The sequence below is a fragment of the Rhizobium fabae genome, from assembly GCF_003985135.1.
GTDB classification, from domain to species: domain Bacteria; phylum Pseudomonadota; class Alphaproteobacteria; order Rhizobiales; family Rhizobiaceae; genus Rhizobium; species Rhizobium pisi.
Map to the genome: position 1 here is coordinate 107,850 of NZ_ML133645.1, position 21,669 is coordinate 129,518.

A 21,669-nucleotide genomic window follows, 5' to 3' on the forward strand; every position below is an offset into this window, starting at 1 on the left:
TCAAAGCCGCCAGCCGGCGTGGATGATGACGCGCACCGCTTCGCCGGTCTCGACAGCCACGCGGCTGTAGGCGCGTAGCGTCTGGCCGTTGCCGAGCGTGAGTTTCACGGCATAACGCTCGCCCTCGAAAAGCGCGGATTCGACGGTTGCCCGAGCCCCCTCGCCGCCGATGATCACATCCTCCGGCCGCACCAGAATATCGGCGCCATCGGTATTGGCGGCTTGAAGCGCATCCTGAAGCTCGTCCCACTCGAGCTGGCGTTCACCGCCCATGACAGGCAGCGTCAGGATCGCGCCGCGTCCGATCAGGCCGCCGACGATGCGCCCTTCCGGCCGGGCATAGATTTCGGCCGGCGGCGCCACCTGCAGCAGACGGCCCTCGGACATGACGGCGACGTCGGTTGCGAGCGCCATCGCTTCGCTCTGGTCGTGGGTGACATAGATCATCGCAGCACCCGAGCGCTGGTGGAACTCGCGGAACGTTTCCTCCATCTCCTGCTTCAGGTGCCGGTCGAGATTGGCGAGCGGCTCGTCGAGCAGCACCACGTCGGGCGAGGTTACCAGGCAGCGGGCAAGCGCCACGCGCTGGCGCTGACCGCCGGAGAGATCGGCCGGCCGCCGCTCGGCGTAATCGGCAAGCCGGACGGTGCCGAGGGCGTCGCGCACCTTCGCCCGGTAGGCTTCGCCTGAAACGCCGCGCACTTTCAGGGGATAGCCGACATTGTCGGCGACACTCATATGCGGCCAGAGCGCGTAGGACTGGAAGACCATCGCCATGTTGCGCTTCTCGGGTGGCAGCGATTGCGAAGCATCGGCCAGCAGCCGCTCACCGAGATGGATCGAGCCGTCGGAGGGCGTCTCGAAACCGGCGATCATGCGCAGTACCGTCGTCTTGCCGCAGCCGGAAGGCCCGAGCAGCGCCAGGAAACCGCCCTCGCGCACGTCGAGCGAGAAATCGCTGACGGCGGCGCGCCCGGCGCCGAAATCCTTGGCGAGCCGGTTGAGGATCAGTTGCGCCACGGGACCACCCCTTTCGGCAGACGTTTCGCTAGAAGTTCGAGCAGCAGCATCATGAGAACGACCATGAGGACGATGAGCACCGAGAGCGCCGAGGCAAGGTCGGAACTGCCGCTGTCGTCGAGATTGTAGATGGCGACGCCGAGTGTCTGGGTGCCGGCCGACCAGAGCAGCGCCGAGATCGTTAGCTCGTTGCAGGCGATCAGGAAGACGAGGATGACGGAGGCGCCGGCGGCCGGCGCAATCAGCGGCACGATGATATCGAAAAGCCGGCGGAAGAAGCCGGCGCCGGAAAGCCGCGCGGCCTCTTCCAGCGCCGGGTCGAGCTGATGAAAGGCGCTGACGACGGGTTTCAGGCTGACGGCGAAGAAGGAGGAGAAATAGGCGATCAGGATGATCCAGATCGTGCCGTAGAGCGAGACGTTGAGGACCGGAATGGGGGCAGCAAAGACCAGGATGAAGGACACCGCCATGACGATGCCCGGCAGCGAATAGGGTATCTCGATCAGGCTGGCGACAACGCGGGAAGCCGCATCCCTGCGCCGCGTCAGCACATAGGCCGCAAGCACCGTCAGCACGAGGAGACCAAGTGCCGTTGCGCCGGCGAGCGACAGTGAATTGACGAAAGCCGTGCGCGTTACCGCCTGCCGGAACAGGATTTCCTGAAAGGCATGCAGCGAAATGGTCTTGAAAGTGAGCGGCACGCCATAGGCCGGCACCAGCGCGCCGGCGACGAGCGCCAGGAAGGGGGCGGCCAGCATGAAGAAGAGGATCGCCCAGAGCAGCGGCGTGAACAGCAAGCGCCAGGCGCCGAGTTCGAAGGCGGCATTCGCGCCCGATAGCCCGATAACGCGGTAGTCGCGGCCGCGCAGTGCCCGATCCTGGATCATCAGTCCCGCGACCGAAATCATCGCAATAATCGCCGAGAGCACGGCGACATCGCCGAAGGTGCGGCTGGTGAAGGCCGAGAATTTGGTGAAGATCAACGTCGGCAGCGTGAAGATCGAAGCCGGAATGCCGAGAATGGCCGGAATGCCGAAATTGCCGGTGCAGGAGACGAAGGAGATCGCCGCTCCCGCGATGATGCCGGGCAGCGACAAAGGCAGGATGATGTCGCGGAACACCCGCAGGCTGGAGGCACCGGAAAGCCGCGCCGCCTCGACGCCGTCGCGCGGCAGCGTCATCAGCCCTGCCCTGAGCGCCAGATAGACCAGCGGCGCATGCTGCACGCCATAGAGCAGCGCGATGCCGCCGACAGAATAGAGCGGCTGCGGCGAACCGAGCGGCGGAGCGATGGAGAGCGCCTTCAGCAGCGGACTTGATGGACCCGACATCTGCACCCAGGCAAGCGCCGTCACCTGCGGCGGGATCATCATCGGCAGCACGAAGAAGAAGCTGAGCGCCCCCTTGCCGCGAATATCGGTCAGCGTCAGCAGGAAGGCGAAGAGGCAGCCGATGACGAGCGAGATGACGGTGCCGAGAACCGCGGTGACGACAGTGTAATAGGTCGCCGACCAGAGCGACGGCTCACTCAACACATCGATCACGCCGCCACTGGCGAAAGCCGCGATCCCGACCATGGCAAGGCGGGCGAGCGGCAGCACGCTGAGGATCAGGACTGTGGTGACGATAAAAGGAAACAGCCAGGCGGGCTGGCTGTTTCCTGTTCTGACATATCCTTGCATGGAAGGATCAGTTCGAGCCGTAGATGCCCGAGAAGGTCTTCAGATCCTGGTCGGTATTCTTCAATGCTTCAGCCGCCTTGATCGGCAGGACCTTGATGGCGTCGCGCGCCGGAAAACCTTCCGGCAGCTTCATGCCGTTGCGGGCCGGGATGTAGCCGAGCTTCAGGAAGCCTTCCTGGCCCTTTTCGGAGAGCACGTAATCGACGAACTTCTTGGCGGCATCTGCATTCTTGGTGCTGGCCAGGATGCCGACCGGCTCGGTGACGGCCGAAACGCCTTCGCTCGGGAAGACGAACTCGACGGGAGCGCCCTTGGCCTTCTCGCGGATCGGCAGGTAATCGACGACCATGCCATAGGCCTTTTCGCCCGAGGCGACCGACTTCAGCACGGCGCCGTTGCCACCGGCCGCGATCGCGCCGTTTTGCGCAAGCGACTTGTAGAAATCCCAGCCGAGGCCGGGAACGGCAGCGAGCGTCTGGGCGTGGATCAGCGCCGCGCCCGAGGCAAGCGGGCTCGGCATGGTGACGAGGCCCTTGGCCTCCGGCTTCGTCAGGTCTTTCCAGCTCGTCGGCTTCATCGCCGCAGAGGTGTTGTACATGATGCCTGTCGTGATCAGCTTGGTGGAGTAGTAGTAACCGTCGGCATCATAGAGAGCGGCGTCGTAATGGGCTGCTTCCGGCGACTTGTAGGCGAGAAGCTTGCCATCCTCCTTGAGGTGCTCCAGCGTCACCATGTCGGCGATCAGGAGAATGTCGGCGACCGGATTGCCGGCCTGGATCTCGGCCAGCAGCTTGGCGATGATCTTCGGCGTGCCGTCGCGGACCCAGTCGACCTTGATATCGGGATTGGCGGCCATGAAGCCGTCGACCGTCGCCTGCGCGTCTTCATTCGGCTGGCTGGTGTAGAGAACCAGGTTTGCGGCGGACGCTGGAATGGCGAAGAGGCTCGCGGCGAGAAGCGCTGCGGCGGAAACGATCGTTTTCATGGGAAGATCCTCGATTTCGTTACCCCTCCCATATTAGGGGCCGTTGACAGACATGTGACAGCACGCCGCAGCCGCCAGACGCCATTCCCACAACCTTCCCTCGCCGTTCGTCCGCGCCGCCGACAATACAGTTGATCGCCCTCCGGATTTCTGGAATCGCCTGTGAATGCGGCCCGTCCGGGCCGATTCGAGGGGACGGCGGAATGAAAAGAACACCCTGGCGTGCGCGCCTGCGCTACCAGTTCGACAAGAGCATGGCGGCCGGCCCGATCGCGCTGATCGGCTGGCTGGCTGTGATATCGCTGGTCGTCATCATCGCCGCCGGGCTGGTACTGGCGCTGACGGGCATTGCGCCCGACGGCAGCGAGCATATGAGCTTCGTCGAGGGCGCCTGGGAATCGCTGATGCGCACCATGGACGCCGGCACGATGGGCGGCGATCTCGGCTGGCCTTTCCGCAGCGTCTCGCTCGTCGTCACCATATCGGGCATCTTCGTCTTCTCCGCCCTCATCGGCGTGCTAAGCTCGGGTCTCGAAGAAAAGCTCGACGACCTGCGCAAGGGCCGCTCGCAGGTGCTGGAGAACGACCATACGATCATCTTCAACTGGTCGCCCTCGATCTTCGACGTCATCTCCGAGCTTGTTATCGCCAATGCCAGCCGGCGCCGCCCGCGCATCGTCATCATGGCCGCCAAGGACAAGGTGGAGATGGAGGACGAGCTTGCCGACAAGATCGGCGATCTCAGAAATACCCGCATCATCTGCCGCAGCGGCGATCCCACGGATCTCTACGACATCAACATCGTCAATCCGCAGACCTCCCGCTCGATCATCGTGCTGTCGCCGGAAGGCGGCCATGCCGACTCCGAGGTCATCAAGACAGTGCTCGCCCTCGTCAACGATCCGGGCCGGCGCGCGCAGCCCTACCAGATCGCCGCCGAGATCCGCGATGCGAAAAACGCTGAGGTAGCACGCATCGTTGGCGGCAAGGAGCTGCAGCTGGTCCTGGCCGACGACCTGATCTCCCGCATCGTCGCCCATTCGAGCCGCCAGTCGGGACTGTCAGGCGTCTATTCCGAGCTGCTCGATTTCGACGGCTGCGAGATCTATACGCTCGACCAGCCCGAACTCTCCGGCAAGAGCTTCGGCGCCGCGGTGATGATGTACGAGACCTCGACGCTGATCGGCTACTGCGACACCCAAGGCGAAGTCTATCTCAACCCGCCGGCAAACCGCATCTTCCAGCCCGGCGAGCGCGCCATCATCATCGCCGAGGACGATGCGGCGATCAAAAGCGGCGCGGTCGAGATGCGCGTAGACAAGGAGGCGATCGTCGCGCCGGTGACACGGGAGGCGAAGGCCGAACGCACGCTGATGCTCGGGTGGAACCGCCGCGGCCCGATCATCGCCCATGAGCTGTCGCGTTATGTCGCCGCAGGCTCCGAGCTTACCGTCGCCGCCGATACACCTGGCATCGAGGAAGAGGTCCGCGGCCTGAAACTTGCCGGCGACAACATGAAGGTCACCTGCCGCGTCACCGATACGAGCAGCCGCGCCGAACTCGACGGCCTCGGCATTCCGGCCTACGACCACGTGCTGGTGCTCGGCTATTCCGACCACATGGCCGCGCAGCCGGCCGATACGCGCACGCTCGTCACGCTTTTGCAGCTGCGCCGGATCGCCGAGACGAACGGCCGCCACATCGGCATCGTCAGCGAGATGATCGATGTGCGCAACCGCGAGCTTGCCGCCGTCACCCGCGCCGACGATTTCGTCGTCAGCAACAAGCTGGTCAGCCTGATGCTGGCGCAGGCCTCCGAGAACGCCCAGATGGCGGCGATCTTCGACGAACTGCTCGATGAGGATGGTTCCGAGATCTACATGCGCCCGGTCACGGACTATGTGTCCATCGACAGGCCGGTGACCTTCTATACGATCTGCCTGGCGGCGCTGCGCCGTGGCGAAGTCGCCATCGGCTATCGCCGTCAGCGGCCGGGCGATGTCGACGCCCGCAATCTCGCCGGCGTCGTCGTCAATCCTGCTAAATCGGATCTTCTAGCCTTCGCCGAAGCCGACCGGCTGATCATCCTCGCGCAGCAGTAAGCGGGGTCACGGCACTTGCGCGCCGTGACCCTGATCGAACGTTATTTCGCGGCCTTTTCAATGAGGTCTGCCACCTTCTGTGGCTGCGAAACCATCACGACGTGGGAAGCGCCGTCGACCACGACGGTCCCCTTCGACCCTGCCCGCTCGGCCATAAAGCTGAGGGCTGCGGCCGGGATGTTCTTGTCACCGGTGCCGTAGACGAACCACGACGGCAGCTTCTTCCAAGCGGGCTCGCCCGACTTTTCAGTAAGGGCTGCCTCGGTGACCGGTCGCTGAGCCGCCGCCATCAGGGCAGCCTGTTCAGCCGGCACGTCGCTGGCGAACTGGTCATGGAACTTCGCCTGGTCGATATAGAGATCAACGCCGCCGGCGCTGAGCTTCACCGGGGGTGCAAGCGCTGCGCCCAGCGTGCCGCCGGGAAACTTGCCGGCAAGATCGGCAACCGATTCCCCTGCATCAGGCGCGAAGGCTGCGACATAGACCAGGGACTTGACGTTGTCATGGCCGTTTGCGGCGGTCGAGATCACCTGCCCGCCATAGGAATGGCCGACGAGAACGACCGGGCCGGCGATGCTGCTGACCACGTCGGAAACATAGGCGGCGTCATTGGAAACGCTACGCAGCGGATTGGCGGCGGCAACGACCGGGAAACCGTCTTTGCGCAGGATTTCGACGACGCCGTTCCAGCTGGATGAATCGGCAAATGCGCCATGGACGAGGACGATGGTCGGCTTGGCCGTCTCGGCAACGGCAGTACCGGAAAGAAGGGCGCCCGCCAGGGCGACGACAGCAGCAAACTTGAACATTGGTCATTTCCTTTCGTCGGTTGAGTTTCACTAGGCATGGTGAAGCAGGCAGAGGAGGATCACTTGTTTCCGCATCTCTTGACGCGGCAGGCGGTTCACTCGCATTCCCAACATTTAATTTGTAAGCGATTTACTTGTACGCGATCTAAATAGGTCGCTTCCGCCGAGACGTCAATAGCTTGCAAATAGATCGCGCACAAATTATATTGAAGCCTGAGGAGAATGTGATGACAAACGCCACATCAGATGATCTCGCCGACGTGCCGAAGGTCGATGAAATGCTTTGCTTTTCAATCTACTCGGCAGGCCACGCCTTTAACCAGCTTTACCGCCCGCTGCTCGACGAGTTGGATCTCACCTATCCGCAATTCCTGGTGATGACCGCATTGTGGGCGCGTGACGACCGCACGGTGAAGGATCTGGGCGAGACGCTGTTTCTCGACTCGAGCACCCTCACCCCGCTGCTGAAGCGGCTGGAGAATGTCGGCTTCGTCACCCGCAATCGAAATCCCGCCGACGAGCGCCAGGTCCTGCTGCGCCTGACGACGAAAGGGCACGCCCTGAAGGGCCGTGCGGCTCATGTGTTCGACTGCATCGGAAAAGCTGTCGGCCTCGACGCGGCGACCGTCGGCAAAATTCGAGAAACGATCGCGTCCATCCGCGACAATATTCGGAAGAAGGACGAGGCCTGACGACCGTCGCCGCGCCGGAACAATTTCCGTCGACAAGCCGATGACATATTGTACCATCCCTCTGCCGGCGCCCTGCCGCCGGCATGCGCGATCGACCATGGCCGCCACGCGGCCGGAAGATGCCGGCGCCCACAATCTTGCCTGACCCTCACGCAGGCGTGAATACGCGGCCATTGCCATTCCGCCGCACTGAGGTACGTCAATCGTGTTTTCTATGAAGGAGGAGTTTCAATGGAATATCGTCTGCTTGGCCGTTCGGGCCTGAAGATTTCGACTTTGACCATGGGCACGATGACGTTCGGCGGCGTCGGCTGGGCGAAGATGGTGGGTGATCTCGGCGTCACCCAGGCGAAGAAGATGATCGACATGTGCATCGACGCCGGCATCAATCTGATCGACACCGCCAATGTCTATTCCAATGGCGAATCCGAAAACATCATCGGCGAGGTTCTGGCCGGCAAGCGGCCGCAGGGTGTGCTTCTCGCCACCAAGGCCCGCTTCGGCATGGGTGAAGGCCCGAACGACAGCGGCCTGTCGCGCTACCACCTGATCCGCGAATGCGAGGCGAGTCTCAAGCGCCTGAAGACCGATGTCATCGACCTCTACCAGGTGCATGAATGGGACGGCCAGACGCCGCTCGAAGAGACGATGGAAGCGCTCGACACGCTGATCCGGCAAGGCAAGGTGCGTTACGTCGGCTGCTCGAACTATTCCGGCTGGCACATCATGAAGGCGCTCGGTATCGCCAATGAGCACAGGTACCAGCGCTTCGTCAGCCAGCAGATCCACTATACGCTGGAAGCCCGCGACGCCGAATACGAACTGCTGCCGATTTCGATCGACCAGGGCCTCGGCGTGCTGGTCTGGAGCCCGCTGGCCGGCGGCCTGCTTTCCGGCAAGCACCGCCGCAACCAGGCGGCGCCCGAAGGCACACGCCAGTTCGCCGGCTGGCCGGAGCCGCCGATCCGCGACGAGAACCGCCTCTGGAACATCGTCGACACCCTGGTCGCGATCGGCGAGGAACGCGGTGTCTCGGCCGCACAGGTGGCGCTTGCCTGGCTGATCGGCCGCAAGGCGGTCACCTCGGTCATCATCGGCGGACGCACCGAGGCCCAGTTCCGCGACAACATCGCCGCCGCCGAACTGAAGCTCACGGAAGAGGAGCGCAAGCGCCTCGACGCCGTCAGCCTGCCGCCGGTGATCTATCCCTACTGGCACCAGCTGAACACGGCGAGCGACAGGTTTGGTGAAGCCGACCTCGAGCTTTTCGGCCCGCATATCAAGCAATAAAGCAGTTACGGCATTGCACGGTGAAAGTGATACGTCACAAAAGATGCACTTTCGCCGTGCTATCGTGAGATCCCGCATCGCCAGGGAGGCTCGCCATGTTGAAGAATTACAAGGTCCTGAAGGGTACGGCGAGCGCGCTCGCCCTCGATGACGACAACGATCCGCATATCGAGATCCGCATCGAGGCGAACGGCGTCAGCTACCGCATCGCGCTCAACGTCCGCTCCAAGGAATCGCCGCACGACCTACTCTATGCCAACATCGTCGATTTCAAGCATGGAGCGCTGACCGAGGCGCTCGAAGCCCTGCCGATGGGCCTGACCGACATCCGCAAGGATCATCCGGAGCTTGCGATCGACTATGTCCGCGGCGGGCTGATCGAGCGCGAGGACATGAATGTCGCACCCTTCCAGCTCTCCGGCCCGAAGAACGACCTTCGCGATTTCATCGAGCCGATCGTCCAGGAAGGCATTGCCGATACCGACGTGCATTTCTACGCCTTCGGCGAGGCCTGGGGACCTGAAAACAACAAGCCGGACGAATATTTCCATTTCGAACCCGGCAACGGCATCCACGATATCCACATGAACCAGGGCGACGGCGGCAGCTTCAAGGCCACCAATGCGCCGAACCAGGACGGCGCGCTGCTGGTCCATTTCAACAACACCGACGAATGGGTGGCGATCTTCCTCTGCTTCCAGTCGCAGAACTGGAACACCGATGCGGCGACCGGCCATCCCGTCTCCGAGAACCGCGGCGGCCAGGGCCGCGGCGAAGGCACGCGCCGGCCGCAGCCGGTCGTCGCCTCCTCGCTGCGCATCATCGCCGCGCTGATCAACCCGGTAAACGGCGAAGGCGGCGTGGAAGCCGAAACGGTGACGCTCATCAACCGCTCCGACATGTCAGTATCACTCGACGGCTGGAAGCTGGAGGACGAAAACGGCCGAACCCAGACGCTGTCGGGAACCCTTGCCGCCGGCGAACTGCGCACCATCGCCCTGAACGCCGCAGCCGGCGGCCCGCAACTCGCCAACCGAGGCGGCGACATCATCCTGCGCAACGGCGACGGGGCGGTGGCCGACCGCGTCGGCTACGGCAAAAGCGAGACGGCGAACGAAGGTTGGACGACGATATTTTGATGGGGGTTCCGGCTGGCTGGCCGTAAAACGCTTATAAAAGTGACGGAGGGCAAGCGGCTCGCTCCCCTCTTCTCCCCAGCGGGGAGAAGGTGGCCCGAAGGGTCGGATGAGGGGGCCGCTCGGCACAACCTTCATGTTGCCCTTCGCTTACGCTCCGTGCATTCGCTCCTGTCGTCGCTCACCCCCTCATCTGCCTGCCGGCATCTTCTCCCCGCTGGGGAGAAGCGGAATCGTGGCAGCGTCCCGCTCCCCACCTAACCCTGCTCAGCCACCAATCTCGTCTGCAATCAGCTTGCCGAGCCGGCTGATGCCATTCTCGATCATCTGTTCGTTGGCGCAGGAGAAGCTGACGCGGAAGGTGTTGGCGCCGGAGCCGTCGGCGAAGAAGGCCTTGCCGGGCACGAAGGCGACCTTGGCGGTCTCAAGCGATTTGGCGAGCAGCTTGGCGCCGTCCATGCCCTCCGGCAGCGTGATCCAGATGAACATGCCGCCTTCCGGCTTCGTCCAGCTGGTACCATCAGGCATGTATTTCTGCAGCGCTGCCAGCATGCAATCGCGCCGTCTGCCATAAACAGCCTTGATCTTGGCGACCTGTGCGTCAAAGCCGCGCTCGGCCACATCTGAAATCGCCATCTGGTTGATCGTCGAGGAATGCAGGTCTGCCGCCTGCTTCATCAGCACCAGCTTGCGGATGACGGGCGCATTGGCGACGATGAAGCCGACGCGAAGGCCGGGCGCCAGCGTCTTGGAAAAACTGCCGCAATAGATCGTGCGCGTATCGTTGATATGGCCCTTCTCGGCGATTTCAAGCGCCAGGATCGGCGGGATCGGTTCACCATCGTAGCGCAGCGACTGGTAGGCGGCATCCTCGATGACGGCGATGTCGAGTTCTTCGGCGAGCGCCAGCACCTTCCTGCGGCCGGCAAGATCGACCGTTTCGCCTGTGGGATTGGAGAAATCGGCGGAGAGATAGGCGAACTTCACCTTGCCGCCGGCAGCGGCCGCAGCGACGCGATAGGACTCCGGCGTCCGGTTGCCGCTCGGCGTCAGCTGCTCGTAGGCGGGCTCGTAGGCGTTGAAGGCCTGCAGCGCGCCGAGATAGGTCGGCCAGGTCACGAGTGCGGTATCGTTTGGCGACAGGAAGAGCTTGCCGAGATAATCGAGCCCCTGCTGCGAGCCGGAGACGATGAAGACATTGTCGAGTTCGCAGGGAATGCCGAGCGAGGCCATCTGCCCGACCAGCCATTCGCGCAGCGGCTTGTAGCCCTCGCTGACCGAATATTGCAGCGCCGAATTGACGGCGGTGCTTTCGAAAATATCGGCATAAGCCTGCTTGAATTCCTGATCCGGAAACAGCGCCGGATCCGGAATGCCGCCGGCAAAGGAAATGATGTCGGGCCGGTCGAGAAGCTTCAGCAGCTCGCGGATCTCGGATGCGCGCATGCGCGAGGAGCGCGACGCAAACATGGTGTCCCAGTTCAGCATGGGGTTTCCTCATATTTTTTTGGCATTGCCACCAGACCACGCGGGAAAATTTATGTCAACAATACTGACCTATTTTCTTGTCGCAGTGACAAGTTTGGAAGTTTTATATTCCAAAGCCTTTCCGGGAGATCCGCGAGCGTCTTTCCGATAGGGATGAAATTTCCGGGAAGAGGCTCGATCCCGAATTTGCGGCTCGACGTCAGCCACATCGAGCGGTTATTCCTCTGATCAAAGCCGAAACCGGCTGATTCAGCTCTTTCCAAGACCAGCTCGGCGGCAGTAGTGTCGCCGCCACAATTCAATGTACTATCAAGGTGCCAGCAATGACCGTGACGTCGGCCTCTCCTGAAATCAAAATCGAACTCCACAAGTCTCCCGTTTCGGATGCCGACCGCATCAAGGCATTGGAGGCGCCCGGCTTCGGCAAGGTCTTCACGGATCATATGGTTTTGGCACGATGGACTGCCGACAAGGGCTGGCACGATGCGAAGGTTACGCCGCGGCGCCCGCTGGAACTCGATCCTGCCAGCGCCGTGCTGCACTACGCTCAGGAAATCTTCGAGGGCATGAAAGCCTACAAGGCAGACGATGGCCGCATCCTGCTCTTCCGGCCTGAAGAGAACGCCCGCCGCTTCGCCCAGTCGGCCGCCCGCATGGCAATGCCTGCCGTGCCGGAAGAACTGTTCCTGAAGGCAGTCGAAGAACTGGTCCGCGTCGACAAGGCCTGGATTCCATCCGGCGACGCCAGCCTCTACCTTCGCCCCTTCATGTTTGCCAACGAGGCGTTTCTCGGTGTTCGTCCGGCTCAGGAATATATCTTCTGCATCATCGCCTCTCCGGTCGGCGCCTACTTCAAGGGTGGCGCGAAGGCGGTCTCGCTCTGGGTCGAGACCACCTATACCCGTGCGGCCGCCGGCGGCACGGGTGCTGCAAAATGCGGCGGCAACTATGCAGCCAGCCTCGTGGCGCAAGCCGAGGCCGCGAAGAAGGATTGCGACCAGGTCGTCTTCCTGGATGCAGCAGAGCATCGCTGGGTCGAGGAACTCGGCGGCATGAACGTCTTCTTCGTCATGAATGACGGATCGGTGGTGACCCCGCCGCTTGGCGGCACGATCCTGCCGGGTATCACCCGGGCCTCGGTGATCACGCTCGCCGGAGAAAAGGGCTTGCGCGTCGAGCAGCGTCCCTACTCCTTCGCGGAATGGCAGGCCGACGCTGCCAGCGGCAAGCTCGTCGAAGCCTTTGCCTGCGGCACGGCCGCGGTCCTTGCGGGCATCGGCCTGGTTCGACATGCCGGCGGCGAGTTCCTGGTCGGAGACGGACAGACCGGCAAGCTGACCACCGAATTGCGCCAGCAGCTTGTCAGCCTGCAGAAGGGCGTAACGAATGACGAGCGCGGCTGGACGCGCCTTATCCCGGCCTGAAATCCGAATATCAGGCACGCCGCAGCGTTCCCGACGGGCGGACATAGATCGACAACTTCGAAACCGGGCGCACCGCCCGGTTTTTTGTGATCAAATCAGAAAAACGGTTCGCCATTGACCGACGCCAGTTCATTTCTTACCTTCTATCAATCGATAGAGGAAAGGTAAGAATGGCAACCGTAACCCTCTCTGCAAAATTCCAGATCTCCATTCCGAAGGAAGTGCGCGATGAGCAGCACTGGTCGGCAGGTCAGGAATTCGTATTTATACCGAAAGGCAAAGGCGTGCTGCTGATGCCGGTCCCCACACTTGCCGACCTTCACGGCATGGCCGAGGGTGCGGACAAGAAAAACTATCGCGACCGGAACGATCGCTTCTGATGCGCGTGGTCGACAGCTCCGCATGGGTGGAATGGCTGACGAAAAGTGTGACGGGAAACCGCCTTGAGGCTGAAATCCCGCCACGCGATCAATGTATCGTCCCGACGATCGTCCAGCTCGAGCTTTCCAAATGGTTGGCACGCGAAAAAGACGACGAAGCCGTCGACAGCTTCATCGCCTATACCGCCAGATGCATCGTGGTGCCCCTCGACACGGTCCTCGCCCGCCGCGCCGCCGAAATATCCGCAACTCTGAAGCTCGCTACCGCCGATGCGATCATCTACGCGACGGCCGAGCGCCACGATGCCGATATCCTGACATGCGACGCCCATTTCAAGGGCCTCGAGCGCGTCGTCCATATCGATAAAAAAGACTGACCTGCATGTGACCCAAGTGCTCGACGGCACCGATCAACGCTTCTATCACAGCGGGGGGAATGGTAATCTGGCATCAGGGACAGCTGAAAACCGGCATGTGCGGACGGCACCGAATTCAATGGCGAAAATGACGATCTCGCTTCCGGATGATCTGGCGGACTACGTCGCGCGCCGTGTCGCAAGCGGCAGGTACGACAGTGCCGACGCGTTCCTGGCGGAACTGATCGTGAAGGACCAGGACCACCGCAAGCTCGATGACGATGAACTGCGTGACATTCTGAGGTTGGCCGAGGAGAGCGGCGTCAGCGACCGGCGCATTCCCGATATCCTGTTGGAAACGAAGGCGAAGCTGCGTGACTACCTATAGCCTGACCCGAACCGCGGACGCCGTACTCTCAGGCATCGACGAATATGCCAGCCTGCATTTCGGCGAGGCGCAGGCCGATGCCTATCTTCTCGACTGGGACAGGATTTTCATTCTTCTTTCGCGCGTGCCTTCCATGGGAGACGAATGCGAGGAGCTCGGCGCCGGCCTTCGCCGCCTCCTCCACATGCGCCATGTCGCCTTCTACCGCGAAGTACCGGAAGGCATCCTCGTCATCGACATCATCGGTGCCGACCGGCTTCCCGAAAGACACCTTCAATCCAACCGCCGGCCGAAACCATCCGACCCGCATGCCCAGTGACAGCACCGCCGCCTTCTACCGGGACAACGCAACGGCATATGCCAACCGGGCGCGCAACCTGCCGAAACATCAGCTCGATGCCTTCCTGGCCCGGCTTGCGCCAGGCGCCGCCATCCTCGAACTCGGCTGCGGCGGCGGGCAGGACAGCGCCTATATGCTGTCGCAGGGCTTCGACGTGACGCCGACCGACGGCTCGGCCGAGCTTGCAAGACAGGCCGAGGCACGGCTCGGCAAGCCCGTCCAGGTGATGCTGTTCCAGGACCTCGACGCCGAAAGCATCTATGACGGCGTCTGGGCGCATGCGAGCCTTCTTCATGTCCCCCGACCCGAACTGCCCGACGTCTTCGCCCGCATCCACCGCGCGCTGAGACCAGGCGGCCTCCTCCACGCGAGCTTCAAGGCCGGCGAAACCGAAGGCCATGACGGCCTCGGGCGCTATTACAACTACCCCTCCCCCGAATGGCTGTCGGATCTTCTGACGAAAGGCGGCTGGCACGACTTTGCCATCGCCGAGCACGATGGCGGCGGCTACGACGGCAAGCCGACCCGCTGGCTGACGGTGAGCTCGGAGCGATAAGCGCCCTACCTTACCAATCCGTATGTTGTGATCGAACCGCCCTATCGGCTAGATTTACCCCTCCACAGATGCGGAAACGACCCAGCCGATGAAAATCCTGCTTATCGAGGACGATACCAAGACGTCGGATTATGTCTCCAAAGGCTTCTCCGAGGCCGGGCATGTCTGTGACGTGTTCGCCGACGGTCGCGACAGTCTTTTTCAGGCGCAGCGGGAGGCCTATGACGTCATCGTCGTCGACCGCATGCTTCCGGGTCTCGACGGTCTTGCCATCGTCCGCTCGCTTCGCGCCGCCAGGATCGGCACGCCTGCGCTGTTTCTGACATCGATCGGCGGCGTCGATGACCGCGTCGAGGGGCTGGAGGCGGGCGGGGACGACTATCTCGTCAAACCCTTCGCATTCTCGGAGCTTCTCGCCCGCGTGAATGCGCTCGGCCGCCGGCCGCCCGTGCGGGAACAGAAGACCGTGCTGAAGGTTGCCGATCTCGAGCTCGATCTCATTCGGCGGGAGGCCCGCCGCGCCGGGCAGGTCATCGAGCTGCAGCCCCGCGAGTTTACGTTGCTCGAGGTGCTGATGCGCGGCGAAGGCCGCGTCATCACCAAGACGATGCTGCTGGAGCGGGTCTGGGATTTCCATTTCGATCCGAAGACCAGCGTCGTCGAGACCCATATCAGCCGGCTGAGGGCAAAGGTCGACAAACCGTTCGAGACGCAGCTTCTCCATACGGTCCGCAATACCGGATACAGCCTGCATGCGCCTCGCTAAGCTGCGCAGGAGCACGCCGTTCCGGCTTGCCGTCACCTTCGGCGTCCTCTTCGTCGTCACCTTCATCCTCAGCGGCGCGATCATGTACCACATGCTGCGCGCCGGCCTTGAGCGCGACCTGGAACAGTCGCTGCATGAAATGAACTCGCTGATCGCCTCCGCCTACGAGGCGCACGACACCGAGGATCTCGTCAACACGCTGAACAACTATGCGAGCTTCCAGTCGACCTCCGACGGGCTTTACTCCCTGACGGACGCCGGGGGCCACAAACTTGCCGGCAATTTCGCCGCCCCCCGCATCCCGAACGGTGTCTATACCGTCACGTCGAGGGATGTTGGACTGAAGGGGCACGAACGCTACCGGATGCAGGTCTCCACGATCGGCCCCTATACGCTGGTGGTCGCCGAAAACTTCAACGACATCGACGAAATGCTAAGAATCGTCCTCGTGAGCTTCGAATGGGCCGCCGCGATCGTGGTGGCGACCGCCATCGGCGGCGGCGTCTTTCTCGCCGTTCGCGCCCAGGCGAGACTGGACAAGGTCGCCCGCACCATGAACGACGTCTCGCACGGCGAACTCCAGGCCCGCATTCCGGTCACCGGAAACGGCGACGATATCGACACGGTGGCAATCCAGATCAACGCCGCGCTGGAGCGGCTCCAGACTTTGGTCGAGAGCATGCGGCAGGTGAGCGCCGACATCGCCCACGATCTCAAGACCCCGCTCAACAGACTTCGCCTGACGCTCGATGCCGCGGTGACGCGAAACGACCAGCAACTCGACGTTTCCAGCCTTCTCGATGAAGCGAGAAACGAGAGCGACCGGATCAACGCAACTTTCGAGGCGCTGCTGCGCATCTCCCAGATCGAGGCCGGCGCCCGCAGGGAGCGTTTCCAGGCGACCGATATCGACGATGTGCTTGCGGTCATATCCGAAGTCTATGCCGACGTCGCGGAAGACGCCGGCCAGTCTCTGGCGATCTCCGACCACGGGCCTGCGGTCATCTGGGGCGACCGCGATCTGCTGACGCAGATGCTCGCCAATCTGGTCGAGAACGCCATCAATCACTGCCCGGCCGGAACGGTCATTACGCTGTCGCTTCGACGACAGGACGATCGCGCCATATTGTCGGTCGCCGATAACGGCCCGGGCATTCCCGCCGAAGAGCGGGACAAGGTCTTCCGGCGTCTCTATCGCCTCGACAAGAGCCGCACGACGACAGGAAGCGGTCTTGGCCTGAGCCTGGTCAAGGCAATCGCCGACCTGCACTCGGCCGAGATCGCCATGGGGGAACACCATCCGGGCCTCATTATTTCGATAGCCTTCCCGCTGCTGCCGGCCCTCTCACCCTCCACGCAGCGAGCCTGACGAAGCGGACCGCAAACCGACGCACTTCAGCCGCCATGCGATATGGCAGAACGCTCCACGGCCGGCGGCTGCGGCCAATCCGGTAGGTCGAGAGGCCGGCCTGTATCTGGGAATGCGCATCCGCCCGCTGGCTCACCGGAACCGGATCGACGAAACAGGCCCTGAGCCCCTCGTCGAACTCCAGATCGAGCGCGATATCGTAGGGCAGCCGCATGGGAAGAAGCATATCCGCAATCCAGCCGGCAGCCTTGCGATTGATGAGATAGGCGCCCGATCCCTTCTCGCGGGTGAGCGCGATCGCCAGCGAGCGGGACGCCGTGAGCGGTCCCACTTTATGCTTGCGCCCGCTGTTCACAGTGGAAAGACGCAGGATGTCCCAGGAATCCTGGCGCTCGAGGGCAGCGGCAAGCACCTCGGCGAAGTCGTCGTCGAAGTCGAGGTCGTCTTCGAGAATGAGAGCGAATTCGCCTTTGCTGGCAAGGAACTTCCTCGCGCATTCGACATGGCTGAGATAGCAGCCGATCTCGAAGGGATTCGGTCTGCGGCCGTGCCGGCGCAGATAGGATTTCGCGTCGAAATCGCGACGCGGCAAGGCAATGCTCACACCGTCGACAGCCGCCACGCGCTCGAATTCCATGCCCATCTCCGTGAGCAGGCGCTCCATGCGAAACCGGCGAAGCTCCGCCCGGTCGAGATTGATGAGATAGGTATTGATCCGCAGGCTGACCGGATGAACGGCCGAAACGACATCGGCAGCTGTGGCATGCATATTCATGAGAACTCGCCTCGACTTGGGTAATTACGATTCCACCAAGCCTGCGCTCGAAAACTCACGGGGACTTCGCCCGAACTATACAATTTCGTAAGGCGCGCCCGTCGCTTGGTCATCCATGACGTGCGGGCCAAACCTTCAATGCGCGAATGACGGGTTGAGATAGCGTCCGGCAACGGCTATCTCAGGCAAACCTCAAGCGGGTCCTCCGCAAAAGACAAGGCTGCACAGCATGATCCCAGATTTCCTCGTCACCCATTCCGGTGGCTTCCATGCCGACGAGTTGCTGTCGAGCGTCATCTTGACCCGGCTTTTCCCGCAGGCTCGCATCGTCCGCAGCCGGGCGCCGGAATGGATCACGCCGGGGGCAGACCGTGTCATCTACGATGTCGGCGGCGCTTATGACGCCGAGGCGGGGATCTTCGATCACCATCAGCGCGGCGCGCCGTTGAGGGAAGACGGCCAGCCCTACAGCTCGTTCGGGCTGATCTGGAAGCATTATGGCCATGATTATCTGGCAGCCTCAGGCCTTCCCGAAGAGCATATCGAGGCGGTGCATGGCTCCTTCGATCGAAGCTTCGTGCTGCCGATCGATCTGACGGACAATGGCGCGCTCAGCCCCTCCGGGCCGCTCGGCGCTCTCACCCTGCCCGCCCTACTGGAAACGCTGAAGCCGGTTTTCGACGATCGGGATCCCGAGGCCGACGATCGCGCATTCCATGCAGCACTTGCCGTTGCCCGCAGCTTCGTCGAGGCAAAGATCGCCCAGAGCGCCGCGAAATTGCGGGCCGAGGCCCTGGTCCATCGGGCAATCCTGGATACTGGCGAGGGACGCGTCCTCGAGCTGCCGATGGGAATGCCCTTCCGCCCTGCCATCGTGAAGGCGGGCGCCGATCACCTGCTCTTCGTCGTCCACCCGCGCGAAAAGGACTGGTGCGTGACCGGCATCCGCCGCGGCGACGAAGGCTTCGAGCTGAGGGCCGATCTGCCCGCCGCCTGGGCGGGCCTCACCAATGGCGAGCTGGAGGCTGCCTGCGGCGTGAGCGGAGCAAGCTTCTGCCACAACGGCCGCTTCATCGCCGCCGCTAGGACCCGCGAGGCGGCGCTCGCCATGGCCGAGCTTGCGGTCGAGGCCATCGGCAAGGCCTGATAGCGGCCGTCATGCCACTATCGCCCCTTCCCGGCCGGCCGCCTGGCTCTATAGTTTCATCGTCGCTACCGCCCAAATGAGAGGTTCCCCGTGAGTGTCGGCCTGATTGCCCTTCTTGATGATGTCGCAGCGATTGCCAAGGCTGCGGCCGCTTCGCTTGACGATGTGGTTGCCCAGGCCGGCAGGGCCGGCGCAAAGGCCGCAGGCGTCGTGATCGACGATACGGCCGTCACGCCGCGCTATGTCACCGGCTTTTCGCCCGCACGCGAACTGCCGGTCATTGCAAAAATCACGCTCGGTTCGCTCAAGAACAAGATCCTGTTCCTCCTGCCGGCCGCGCTGATCCTGAGCCTTGTCTTGCCCGGGGCCATCACGCCCCTGCTGATGCTCGGCGGGCTTTACCTCTGCTACGAGGGCGCTGAAAAAGTCTACGAGCTTGCCTTTCCCCATGCCGCGCACGCCCACGAGGCCGAGCTCGATGCGGGCAGCGTCGATCCGAAGGCCTTCGAGGATGAAAAAGTGGCGGGCGCCGTCCGGACCGACTTCATCCTCTCGGCGGAGATCATGGCGATCACTCTCGGCTCAGTTCCTGAAGCCGGCTTGGCAACGCAGGCGCTGGTCCTTGCCATCGTCGGCATTGCGATCACGGCCGGCGTCTACGGTGTCGTCGCCTTGATCGTCAAGGCTGATGATGTCGGGCTCTGGCTCGCCCAGCGCTCGCCTCCGTCTCAAGCGGGCGCACTTCCGCGCATGCTCGGCCGCGGCCTCGTGCAGGGCATGCCCTATCTTTTGAAAGTGCTGGGTGCGGTCGGGACGGCAGCGATGATATGGGTCGGCGGCGGCATCATCGTGCACGGCGCCGAGGCGTTCGGGTTCGGCTGGCCGAGCCACCTTCTCCATGATGCCGGAGAAAGTGCTGCCCATGCGATCCCGGCGGTTGGCGGATTGGCTTCCTGGCTGGTTCAGGCCGCCGGCTCCGGCCTCATCGGCATCGCCCTTGGGCTGGCGATGATCCCGACCGTCAGCTTTGCCGTCGCGCCCGCATGGCGGTGGTGCTCGACGCGCATCCGCAAGATCAGGACCGCGTAACCACAAATATCAGAATAAAGACCGAAGCGCGCCGCATGAACCAGGTTCGATGCGGCGCGCTCCGGAAAGTGCTTAGTTGACGGACTTGTCGACCAGCTTGTTCTTGCCGATCCAGGGCATCATGCCGCGCAGCTTGGCGCCGACTTCCTCGATCTGGTGGCTGTCGTTGACGCGGCGGATGCCCTTGAAGCGGGCCGCACCCGACTTGTATTCCTGCATCCACTCGGAGGTGAACTTGCCGGTCTGGATGTCCTTGAGGACACGCTTCATCTCGGCCTTGGTTTCTTCGGTGATGATGCGCGGACCCGTGACGTATTCGCCCCACTCGGCCGTGTTGGAGATCGAGTAGTTCATGTTGGCGATGCCGCCTTCATAGATCAGGTCGACGATCAGCTTCACTTCGTGCAGGCACTCGAAATAGGCCATCTCCGGAGCGTAACCAGCTTCGGTGAGCGTTTCGAAGCCGGCGCGGATGAGCTCGACGAGACCGCCGCAGAGAACGACCTGTTCGCCGAAGAGGTCGGTTTCGCACTCTTCGCGGAAGTTGGTTTCGATGATGCCGGAACGGCCGCCGCCGACGCCGCAGGCGTAGGAGAGAGCGAGTTCAAGCGCGTTGCCGGAAGCGTTCTGGTGAACGGCGACGAGGCAGGGAACGCCGCCGCCCTTCTGGTATTCGCCGCGAACCGTGTGGCCCGGGCCCTTCGGGGCGATCATGACGACGTCGACCGAAGCCTTCGGCTCGATGAGGCCGAAGTGAACGTTGAGGCCGTGGGCAAAGGCGATGGCTGCGCCGTCGCGGATATTGCCGGCGATGTCGGCCTTGTAGATCTCGGCCTGCAGTTCGTCCGGGGTCGCCATCATCATCAGGTCGGCCCAGGCGGCGGCTTCTGCAACCGTCATGACCTTGAAGCCGTCGGCTTCGGCCTTCTTGATCGTGGGCGAACCGGCCTTCAGCGCGATGACGAGGTTCTGGGCGCCGCTGTCCTTGAGGTTCAGCGCATGGGCACGGCCTTGCGAACCGTAACCGATGACGGCGACCTTCTTGGCCTTGATGAGGTTGAGATCGGCATCACGATCGTAATAGACGCGCATTTGAAGTTCCTTCCCTTTGCTTGTCTTGTTGACTGTCATGAAAGCGGGTCAGCCGAGAGCCGGCATCTCCGCGAGAACCTTGTCCGTGCCGTAGAGCCGGAGGAAGGCGGTCACCGCCCTCTCCGCCTGGCGCGCGGTATCCTTGAGGCCGGGCTCGCCGAGCAGCATGCGCACATGCAGGTCGGAGACAACGAGGCCGTAAAGCGTGTGATAGGCCTCGTCGGCATCGGAAAACCGAAGGAGCCCTGCCCTTTTTCCGGCATCGATCAGCGCCATGGCGCGCCGGTCGATCTGGCGGCGGCCGCGTTCGAGCAGCAGCTTGCCGAGCTTGGAGCCGTCACGGTGCGACTGGCCGATCGCCAGCCGGTTCAGCGCCAGCGAGACGTCGCCGGCCAGAACCTCCAGCAGGTCGCGCGCGAAGATGACGACATGGTCGTGCAGGCTCGCCGCCGTCAGCCGCTCGCCGTTGCGCTCGAAAGTGCGCACCTTGCTCGCCTGGTAGGCGATCATCGCCGACAACAGCCCGTCGCGGTCGCCGAACCACTTGTAGAGGCTTTCCTTGGAGCAGTTGGCGGCGCGCGCGACCCCCGAGGTCGTCAGCGCCTTTTCGCCGCCGTCGACGAGCAACTGCAGCGCCTGCTCCAGAACGGCGTTCTGGCGCGGCGAAAATTCGCTCGGCTCTGCGGTATCGACGGACACGGCCATGGCTCCCTTTGAAAGTACCGTACGGTACGGTTCGTGAGCTATATGCGGCAAACCGATCGGGACGTCAAGAAGCCCCGG

The 21,669-nt window shown here is 62.8% G+C and carries 22 protein-coding genes; 14 read left to right on the forward strand and 8 right to left on the reverse strand.

The window, feature by feature from the left end:
* From EFB14_RS00600 to EFB14_RS00610, 3 genes are read right to left on the reverse strand one after another with little or no spacing between them, the layout of a single operon-like run.
* The gene (locus EFB14_RS00600) at positions 1-1,020 is read right to left on the reverse strand and encodes an ABC transporter ATP-binding protein (protein ID WP_126821838.1); all 1,020 of its coding nucleotides are present in this window, start codon (positions 1,018-1,020) and stop codon (positions 1-3) included.
* Positions 1,008-2,702: an ABC transporter permease gene (locus EFB14_RS00605; RefSeq protein WP_126821839.1), complete on the reverse strand. Its 1,695-nt coding sequence runs from the start codon at positions 2,700-2,702 to the stop codon at positions 1,008-1,010. The genes EFB14_RS00600 and EFB14_RS00605 overlap by 13 nt, the downstream gene beginning before the upstream one ends.
* 7 nt (positions 2,703-2,709) lie before the next feature.
* A complete protein-coding gene (locus tag EFB14_RS00610) occupies positions 2,710-3,687 on the reverse strand; it encodes an ABC transporter substrate-binding protein (protein ID WP_126821841.1) in 978 nt (325 codons plus the stop codon).
* A 203-nt stretch (positions 3,688-3,890) separates the two neighbouring features.
* On the opposite strand from EFB14_RS00610, the gene EFB14_RS00615 reads away from it, so the two are divergent.
* Positions 3,891-5,789, forward strand: coding sequence for a CASTOR/POLLUX-related putative ion channel (locus tag EFB14_RS00615; protein WP_126821843.1), 1,899 nt, complete (start codon positions 3,891-3,893; stop codon positions 5,787-5,789).
* 41 nt (positions 5,790-5,830) lie between these two features.
* Here EFB14_RS00615 and EFB14_RS00620 read toward each other — a convergent pair whose 3' ends face one another.
* Positions 5,831-6,598, reverse strand: a complete 768-nt coding sequence (locus EFB14_RS00620; protein WP_126821845.1) for an alpha/beta fold hydrolase — start codon at positions 6,596-6,598, stop codon at positions 5,831-5,833.
* Positions 6,599-6,825: 227 nt separating this feature from the next.
* Between EFB14_RS00620 and EFB14_RS00625 the strand changes: the two genes are divergently transcribed.
* From EFB14_RS00625 to EFB14_RS00635, 3 genes are all read left to right on the forward strand, one after another.
* The gene (locus tag EFB14_RS00625; RefSeq protein ID WP_126821846.1) at positions 6,826-7,290 is read left to right on the forward strand and encodes a MarR family winged helix-turn-helix transcriptional regulator; all 465 of its coding nucleotides are present in this window, start codon (positions 6,826-6,828) and stop codon (positions 7,288-7,290) included.
* Positions 7,291-7,521: 231 nt separating this feature from the next.
* On the forward strand, positions 7,522-8,580 hold the full coding sequence (locus tag EFB14_RS00630) for an aldo/keto reductase (protein WP_126821847.1): 1,059 nt from the start codon (positions 7,522-7,524) through the stop codon (positions 8,578-8,580).
* A 95-nt stretch (positions 8,581-8,675) separates the two neighbouring features.
* On the forward strand, positions 8,676-9,719 hold the full coding sequence (locus tag EFB14_RS00635; protein WP_126821848.1) for a DUF2278 family protein: 1,044 nt from the start codon (positions 8,676-8,678) through the stop codon (positions 9,717-9,719).
* A gap of 264 nt (positions 9,720-9,983) precedes the next feature.
* Here the strand turns inward: EFB14_RS00635 and EFB14_RS00640 are convergent, their stop codons facing one another.
* Entirely contained in the window at positions 9,984-11,204 is a 1,221-nt protein-coding gene (locus EFB14_RS00640; protein ID WP_126821850.1) for an aminotransferase-like domain-containing protein, read from the reverse strand.
* 323 nt (positions 11,205-11,527) lie between these two features.
* On the opposite strand from EFB14_RS00640, the gene EFB14_RS00645 reads away from it, so the two are divergent.
* The 8 genes from EFB14_RS00645 to EFB14_RS00680 all read left to right on the forward strand — a co-directional run bounded on the left by EFB14_RS00645 (position 11,528) and on the right by EFB14_RS00680 (position 16,783).
* The gene (locus EFB14_RS00645; RefSeq protein ID WP_125843709.1) at positions 11,528-12,628 is read left to right on the forward strand and encodes a branched-chain amino acid aminotransferase; all 1,101 of its coding nucleotides are present in this window, start codon (positions 11,528-11,530) and stop codon (positions 12,626-12,628) included.
* Between the two features lie 170 nt (positions 12,629-12,798).
* Complete coding sequence (locus EFB14_RS00650; RefSeq protein WP_126821852.1) at positions 12,799-13,008, forward strand: AbrB/MazE/SpoVT family DNA-binding domain-containing protein; 210 nt, start codon at positions 12,799-12,801, stop codon at positions 13,006-13,008.
* A complete protein-coding gene (locus tag EFB14_RS00655; RefSeq protein ID WP_125843707.1) occupies positions 13,008-13,385 on the forward strand; it encodes a type II toxin-antitoxin system VapC family toxin in 378 nt (125 codons plus the stop codon). The genes EFB14_RS00650 and EFB14_RS00655 overlap by 1 nt, the downstream gene beginning before the upstream one ends.
* A 118-nt stretch (positions 13,386-13,503) precedes the next feature.
* Entirely contained in the window at positions 13,504-13,752 is a 249-nt protein-coding gene (locus EFB14_RS00660; protein WP_126821854.1) for a ribbon-helix-helix domain-containing protein, read from the forward strand.
* Complete coding sequence (locus EFB14_RS00665; RefSeq protein WP_125843705.1) at positions 13,739-14,071, forward strand: type II toxin-antitoxin system RelE/ParE family toxin; 333 nt, start codon at positions 13,739-13,741, stop codon at positions 14,069-14,071. Before EFB14_RS00660 ends, EFB14_RS00665 begins: the two co-directional genes overlap by 14 nt.
* Complete coding sequence (locus EFB14_RS00670; protein WP_126821856.1) at positions 14,061-14,648, forward strand: class I SAM-dependent methyltransferase; 588 nt, start codon at positions 14,061-14,063, stop codon at positions 14,646-14,648. The genes EFB14_RS00665 and EFB14_RS00670 overlap by 11 nt, the downstream gene beginning before the upstream one ends.
* A gap of 88 nt (positions 14,649-14,736) precedes the next feature.
* Entirely contained in the window at positions 14,737-15,414 is a 678-nt protein-coding gene (locus EFB14_RS00675) for a winged helix-turn-helix domain-containing protein (RefSeq protein WP_126821858.1), read from the forward strand.
* A complete protein-coding gene (locus EFB14_RS00680) occupies positions 15,401-16,783 on the forward strand; it encodes a sensor histidine kinase (protein WP_126821860.1) in 1,383 nt (460 codons plus the stop codon). Before EFB14_RS00675 ends, EFB14_RS00680 begins: the two co-directional genes overlap by 14 nt.
* Here the strand turns inward: EFB14_RS00680 and EFB14_RS00685 are convergent.
* Positions 16,725-17,558 carry a glycosyltransferase family 25 protein gene (locus tag EFB14_RS00685; RefSeq protein ID WP_126821862.1) on the reverse strand — a complete coding sequence of 278 codons (834 nt, stop codon included), beginning with the start codon at positions 17,556-17,558 and terminating at the stop codon, positions 16,725-16,727. The two genes, EFB14_RS00680 and EFB14_RS00685, sit on opposite strands and share 59 nt — an antisense overlap.
* Before the next feature lie 229 nt (positions 17,559-17,787).
* Here EFB14_RS00685 and EFB14_RS00690 point away from each other — a divergent pair, with 229 nt between their 5' ends.
* Entirely contained in the window at positions 17,788-18,705 is a 918-nt protein-coding gene (locus tag EFB14_RS00690) for an MYG1 family protein (RefSeq protein ID WP_126821864.1), read from the forward strand.
* Positions 18,706-18,795: 90 nt separating this feature from the next.
* A complete protein-coding gene (locus tag EFB14_RS00695) occupies positions 18,796-19,794 on the forward strand; it encodes a DUF808 domain-containing protein (protein WP_126821866.1) in 999 nt (332 codons plus the stop codon).
* A gap of 72 nt (positions 19,795-19,866) precedes the next feature.
* Here EFB14_RS00695 and ilvC read toward each other — a convergent pair whose 3' ends face one another.
* Positions 19,867-20,886: a ketol-acid reductoisomerase gene (ilvC, locus tag EFB14_RS00700; RefSeq protein ID WP_126821868.1), complete on the reverse strand. Its 1,020-nt coding sequence runs from the start codon at positions 20,884-20,886 to the stop codon at positions 19,867-19,869.
* Positions 20,887-20,934: 48 nt separating this feature from the next.
* A complete protein-coding gene (locus EFB14_RS00705) occupies positions 20,935-21,591 on the reverse strand; it encodes a TetR/AcrR family transcriptional regulator (protein ID WP_183604842.1) in 657 nt (218 codons plus the stop codon).
* Positions 21,592-21,669 lie beyond the last annotated feature (78 nt).

Excerpts from the sequence above, each read along its gene's own strand:
- EFB14_RS00640 (WP_126821850.1), bottom strand. The coding sequence starts at position 11,204 with ATGCTGAACTGGGACACCATGTTTGCGTCGCGCTCCTCGCGCATGCGC.
- EFB14_RS00650 (WP_126821852.1), top strand. The coding sequence starts at position 12,799 with ATGGCAACCGTAACCCTCTCTGCAAAATTCCAGATCTCCATTCCGAAG.
- EFB14_RS00670 (WP_126821856.1), top strand. The coding sequence starts at position 14,061 with ATGCCCAGTGACAGCACCGCCGCCTTCTACCGGGACAACGCAACGGCA.
- EFB14_RS00690 (WP_126821864.1), top strand. The coding sequence starts at position 17,788 with ATGATCCCAGATTTCCTCGTCACCCATTCCGGTGGCTTCCATGCCGAC.
- ilvC (WP_126821868.1), bottom strand. The coding sequence starts at position 20,886 with ATGCGCGTCTATTACGATCGTGATGCCGATCTCAACCTCATCAAGGCC.
- EFB14_RS00615 (WP_126821843.1), top strand. The coding sequence starts at position 3,891 with ATGAAAAGAACACCCTGGCGTGCGCGCCTGCGCTACCAGTTCGACAAG.
- EFB14_RS00625 (WP_126821846.1), top strand. The coding sequence starts at position 6,826 with ATGACAAACGCCACATCAGATGATCTCGCCGACGTGCCGAAGGTCGAT.
- EFB14_RS00680 (WP_126821860.1), top strand. The coding sequence starts at position 15,401 with ATGCGCCTCGCTAAGCTGCGCAGGAGCACGCCGTTCCGGCTTGCCGTC.
- EFB14_RS00705 (WP_183604842.1), bottom strand. The coding sequence starts at position 21,591 with ATGGCCGTGTCCGTCGATACCGCAGAGCCGAGCGAATTTTCGCCGCGC.
- EFB14_RS00645 (WP_125843709.1), top strand. The coding sequence starts at position 11,528 with ATGACCGTGACGTCGGCCTCTCCTGAAATCAAAATCGAACTCCACAAG.
- EFB14_RS00605 (WP_126821839.1), bottom strand. The coding sequence starts at position 2,702 with ATGCAAGGATATGTCAGAACAGGAAACAGCCAGCCCGCCTGGCTGTTT.
- EFB14_RS00685 (WP_126821862.1), bottom strand. The coding sequence starts at position 17,558 with ATGAATATGCATGCCACAGCTGCCGATGTCGTTTCGGCCGTTCATCCG.
- EFB14_RS00630 (WP_126821847.1), top strand. The coding sequence starts at position 7,522 with ATGGAATATCGTCTGCTTGGCCGTTCGGGCCTGAAGATTTCGACTTTG.
- EFB14_RS00655 (WP_125843707.1), top strand. The coding sequence starts at position 13,008 with ATGCGCGTGGTCGACAGCTCCGCATGGGTGGAATGGCTGACGAAAAGT.
- EFB14_RS00660 (WP_126821854.1), top strand. The coding sequence starts at position 13,504 with ATGGCGAAAATGACGATCTCGCTTCCGGATGATCTGGCGGACTACGTC.
- EFB14_RS00675 (WP_126821858.1), top strand. The coding sequence starts at position 14,737 with ATGAAAATCCTGCTTATCGAGGACGATACCAAGACGTCGGATTATGTC.
- EFB14_RS00635 (WP_126821848.1), top strand. The coding sequence starts at position 8,676 with ATGTTGAAGAATTACAAGGTCCTGAAGGGTACGGCGAGCGCGCTCGCC.
- EFB14_RS00610 (WP_126821841.1), bottom strand. The coding sequence starts at position 3,687 with ATGAAAACGATCGTTTCCGCCGCAGCGCTTCTCGCCGCGAGCCTCTTC.
- EFB14_RS00620 (WP_126821845.1), bottom strand. The coding sequence starts at position 6,598 with ATGTTCAAGTTTGCTGCTGTCGTCGCCCTGGCGGGCGCCCTTCTTTCC.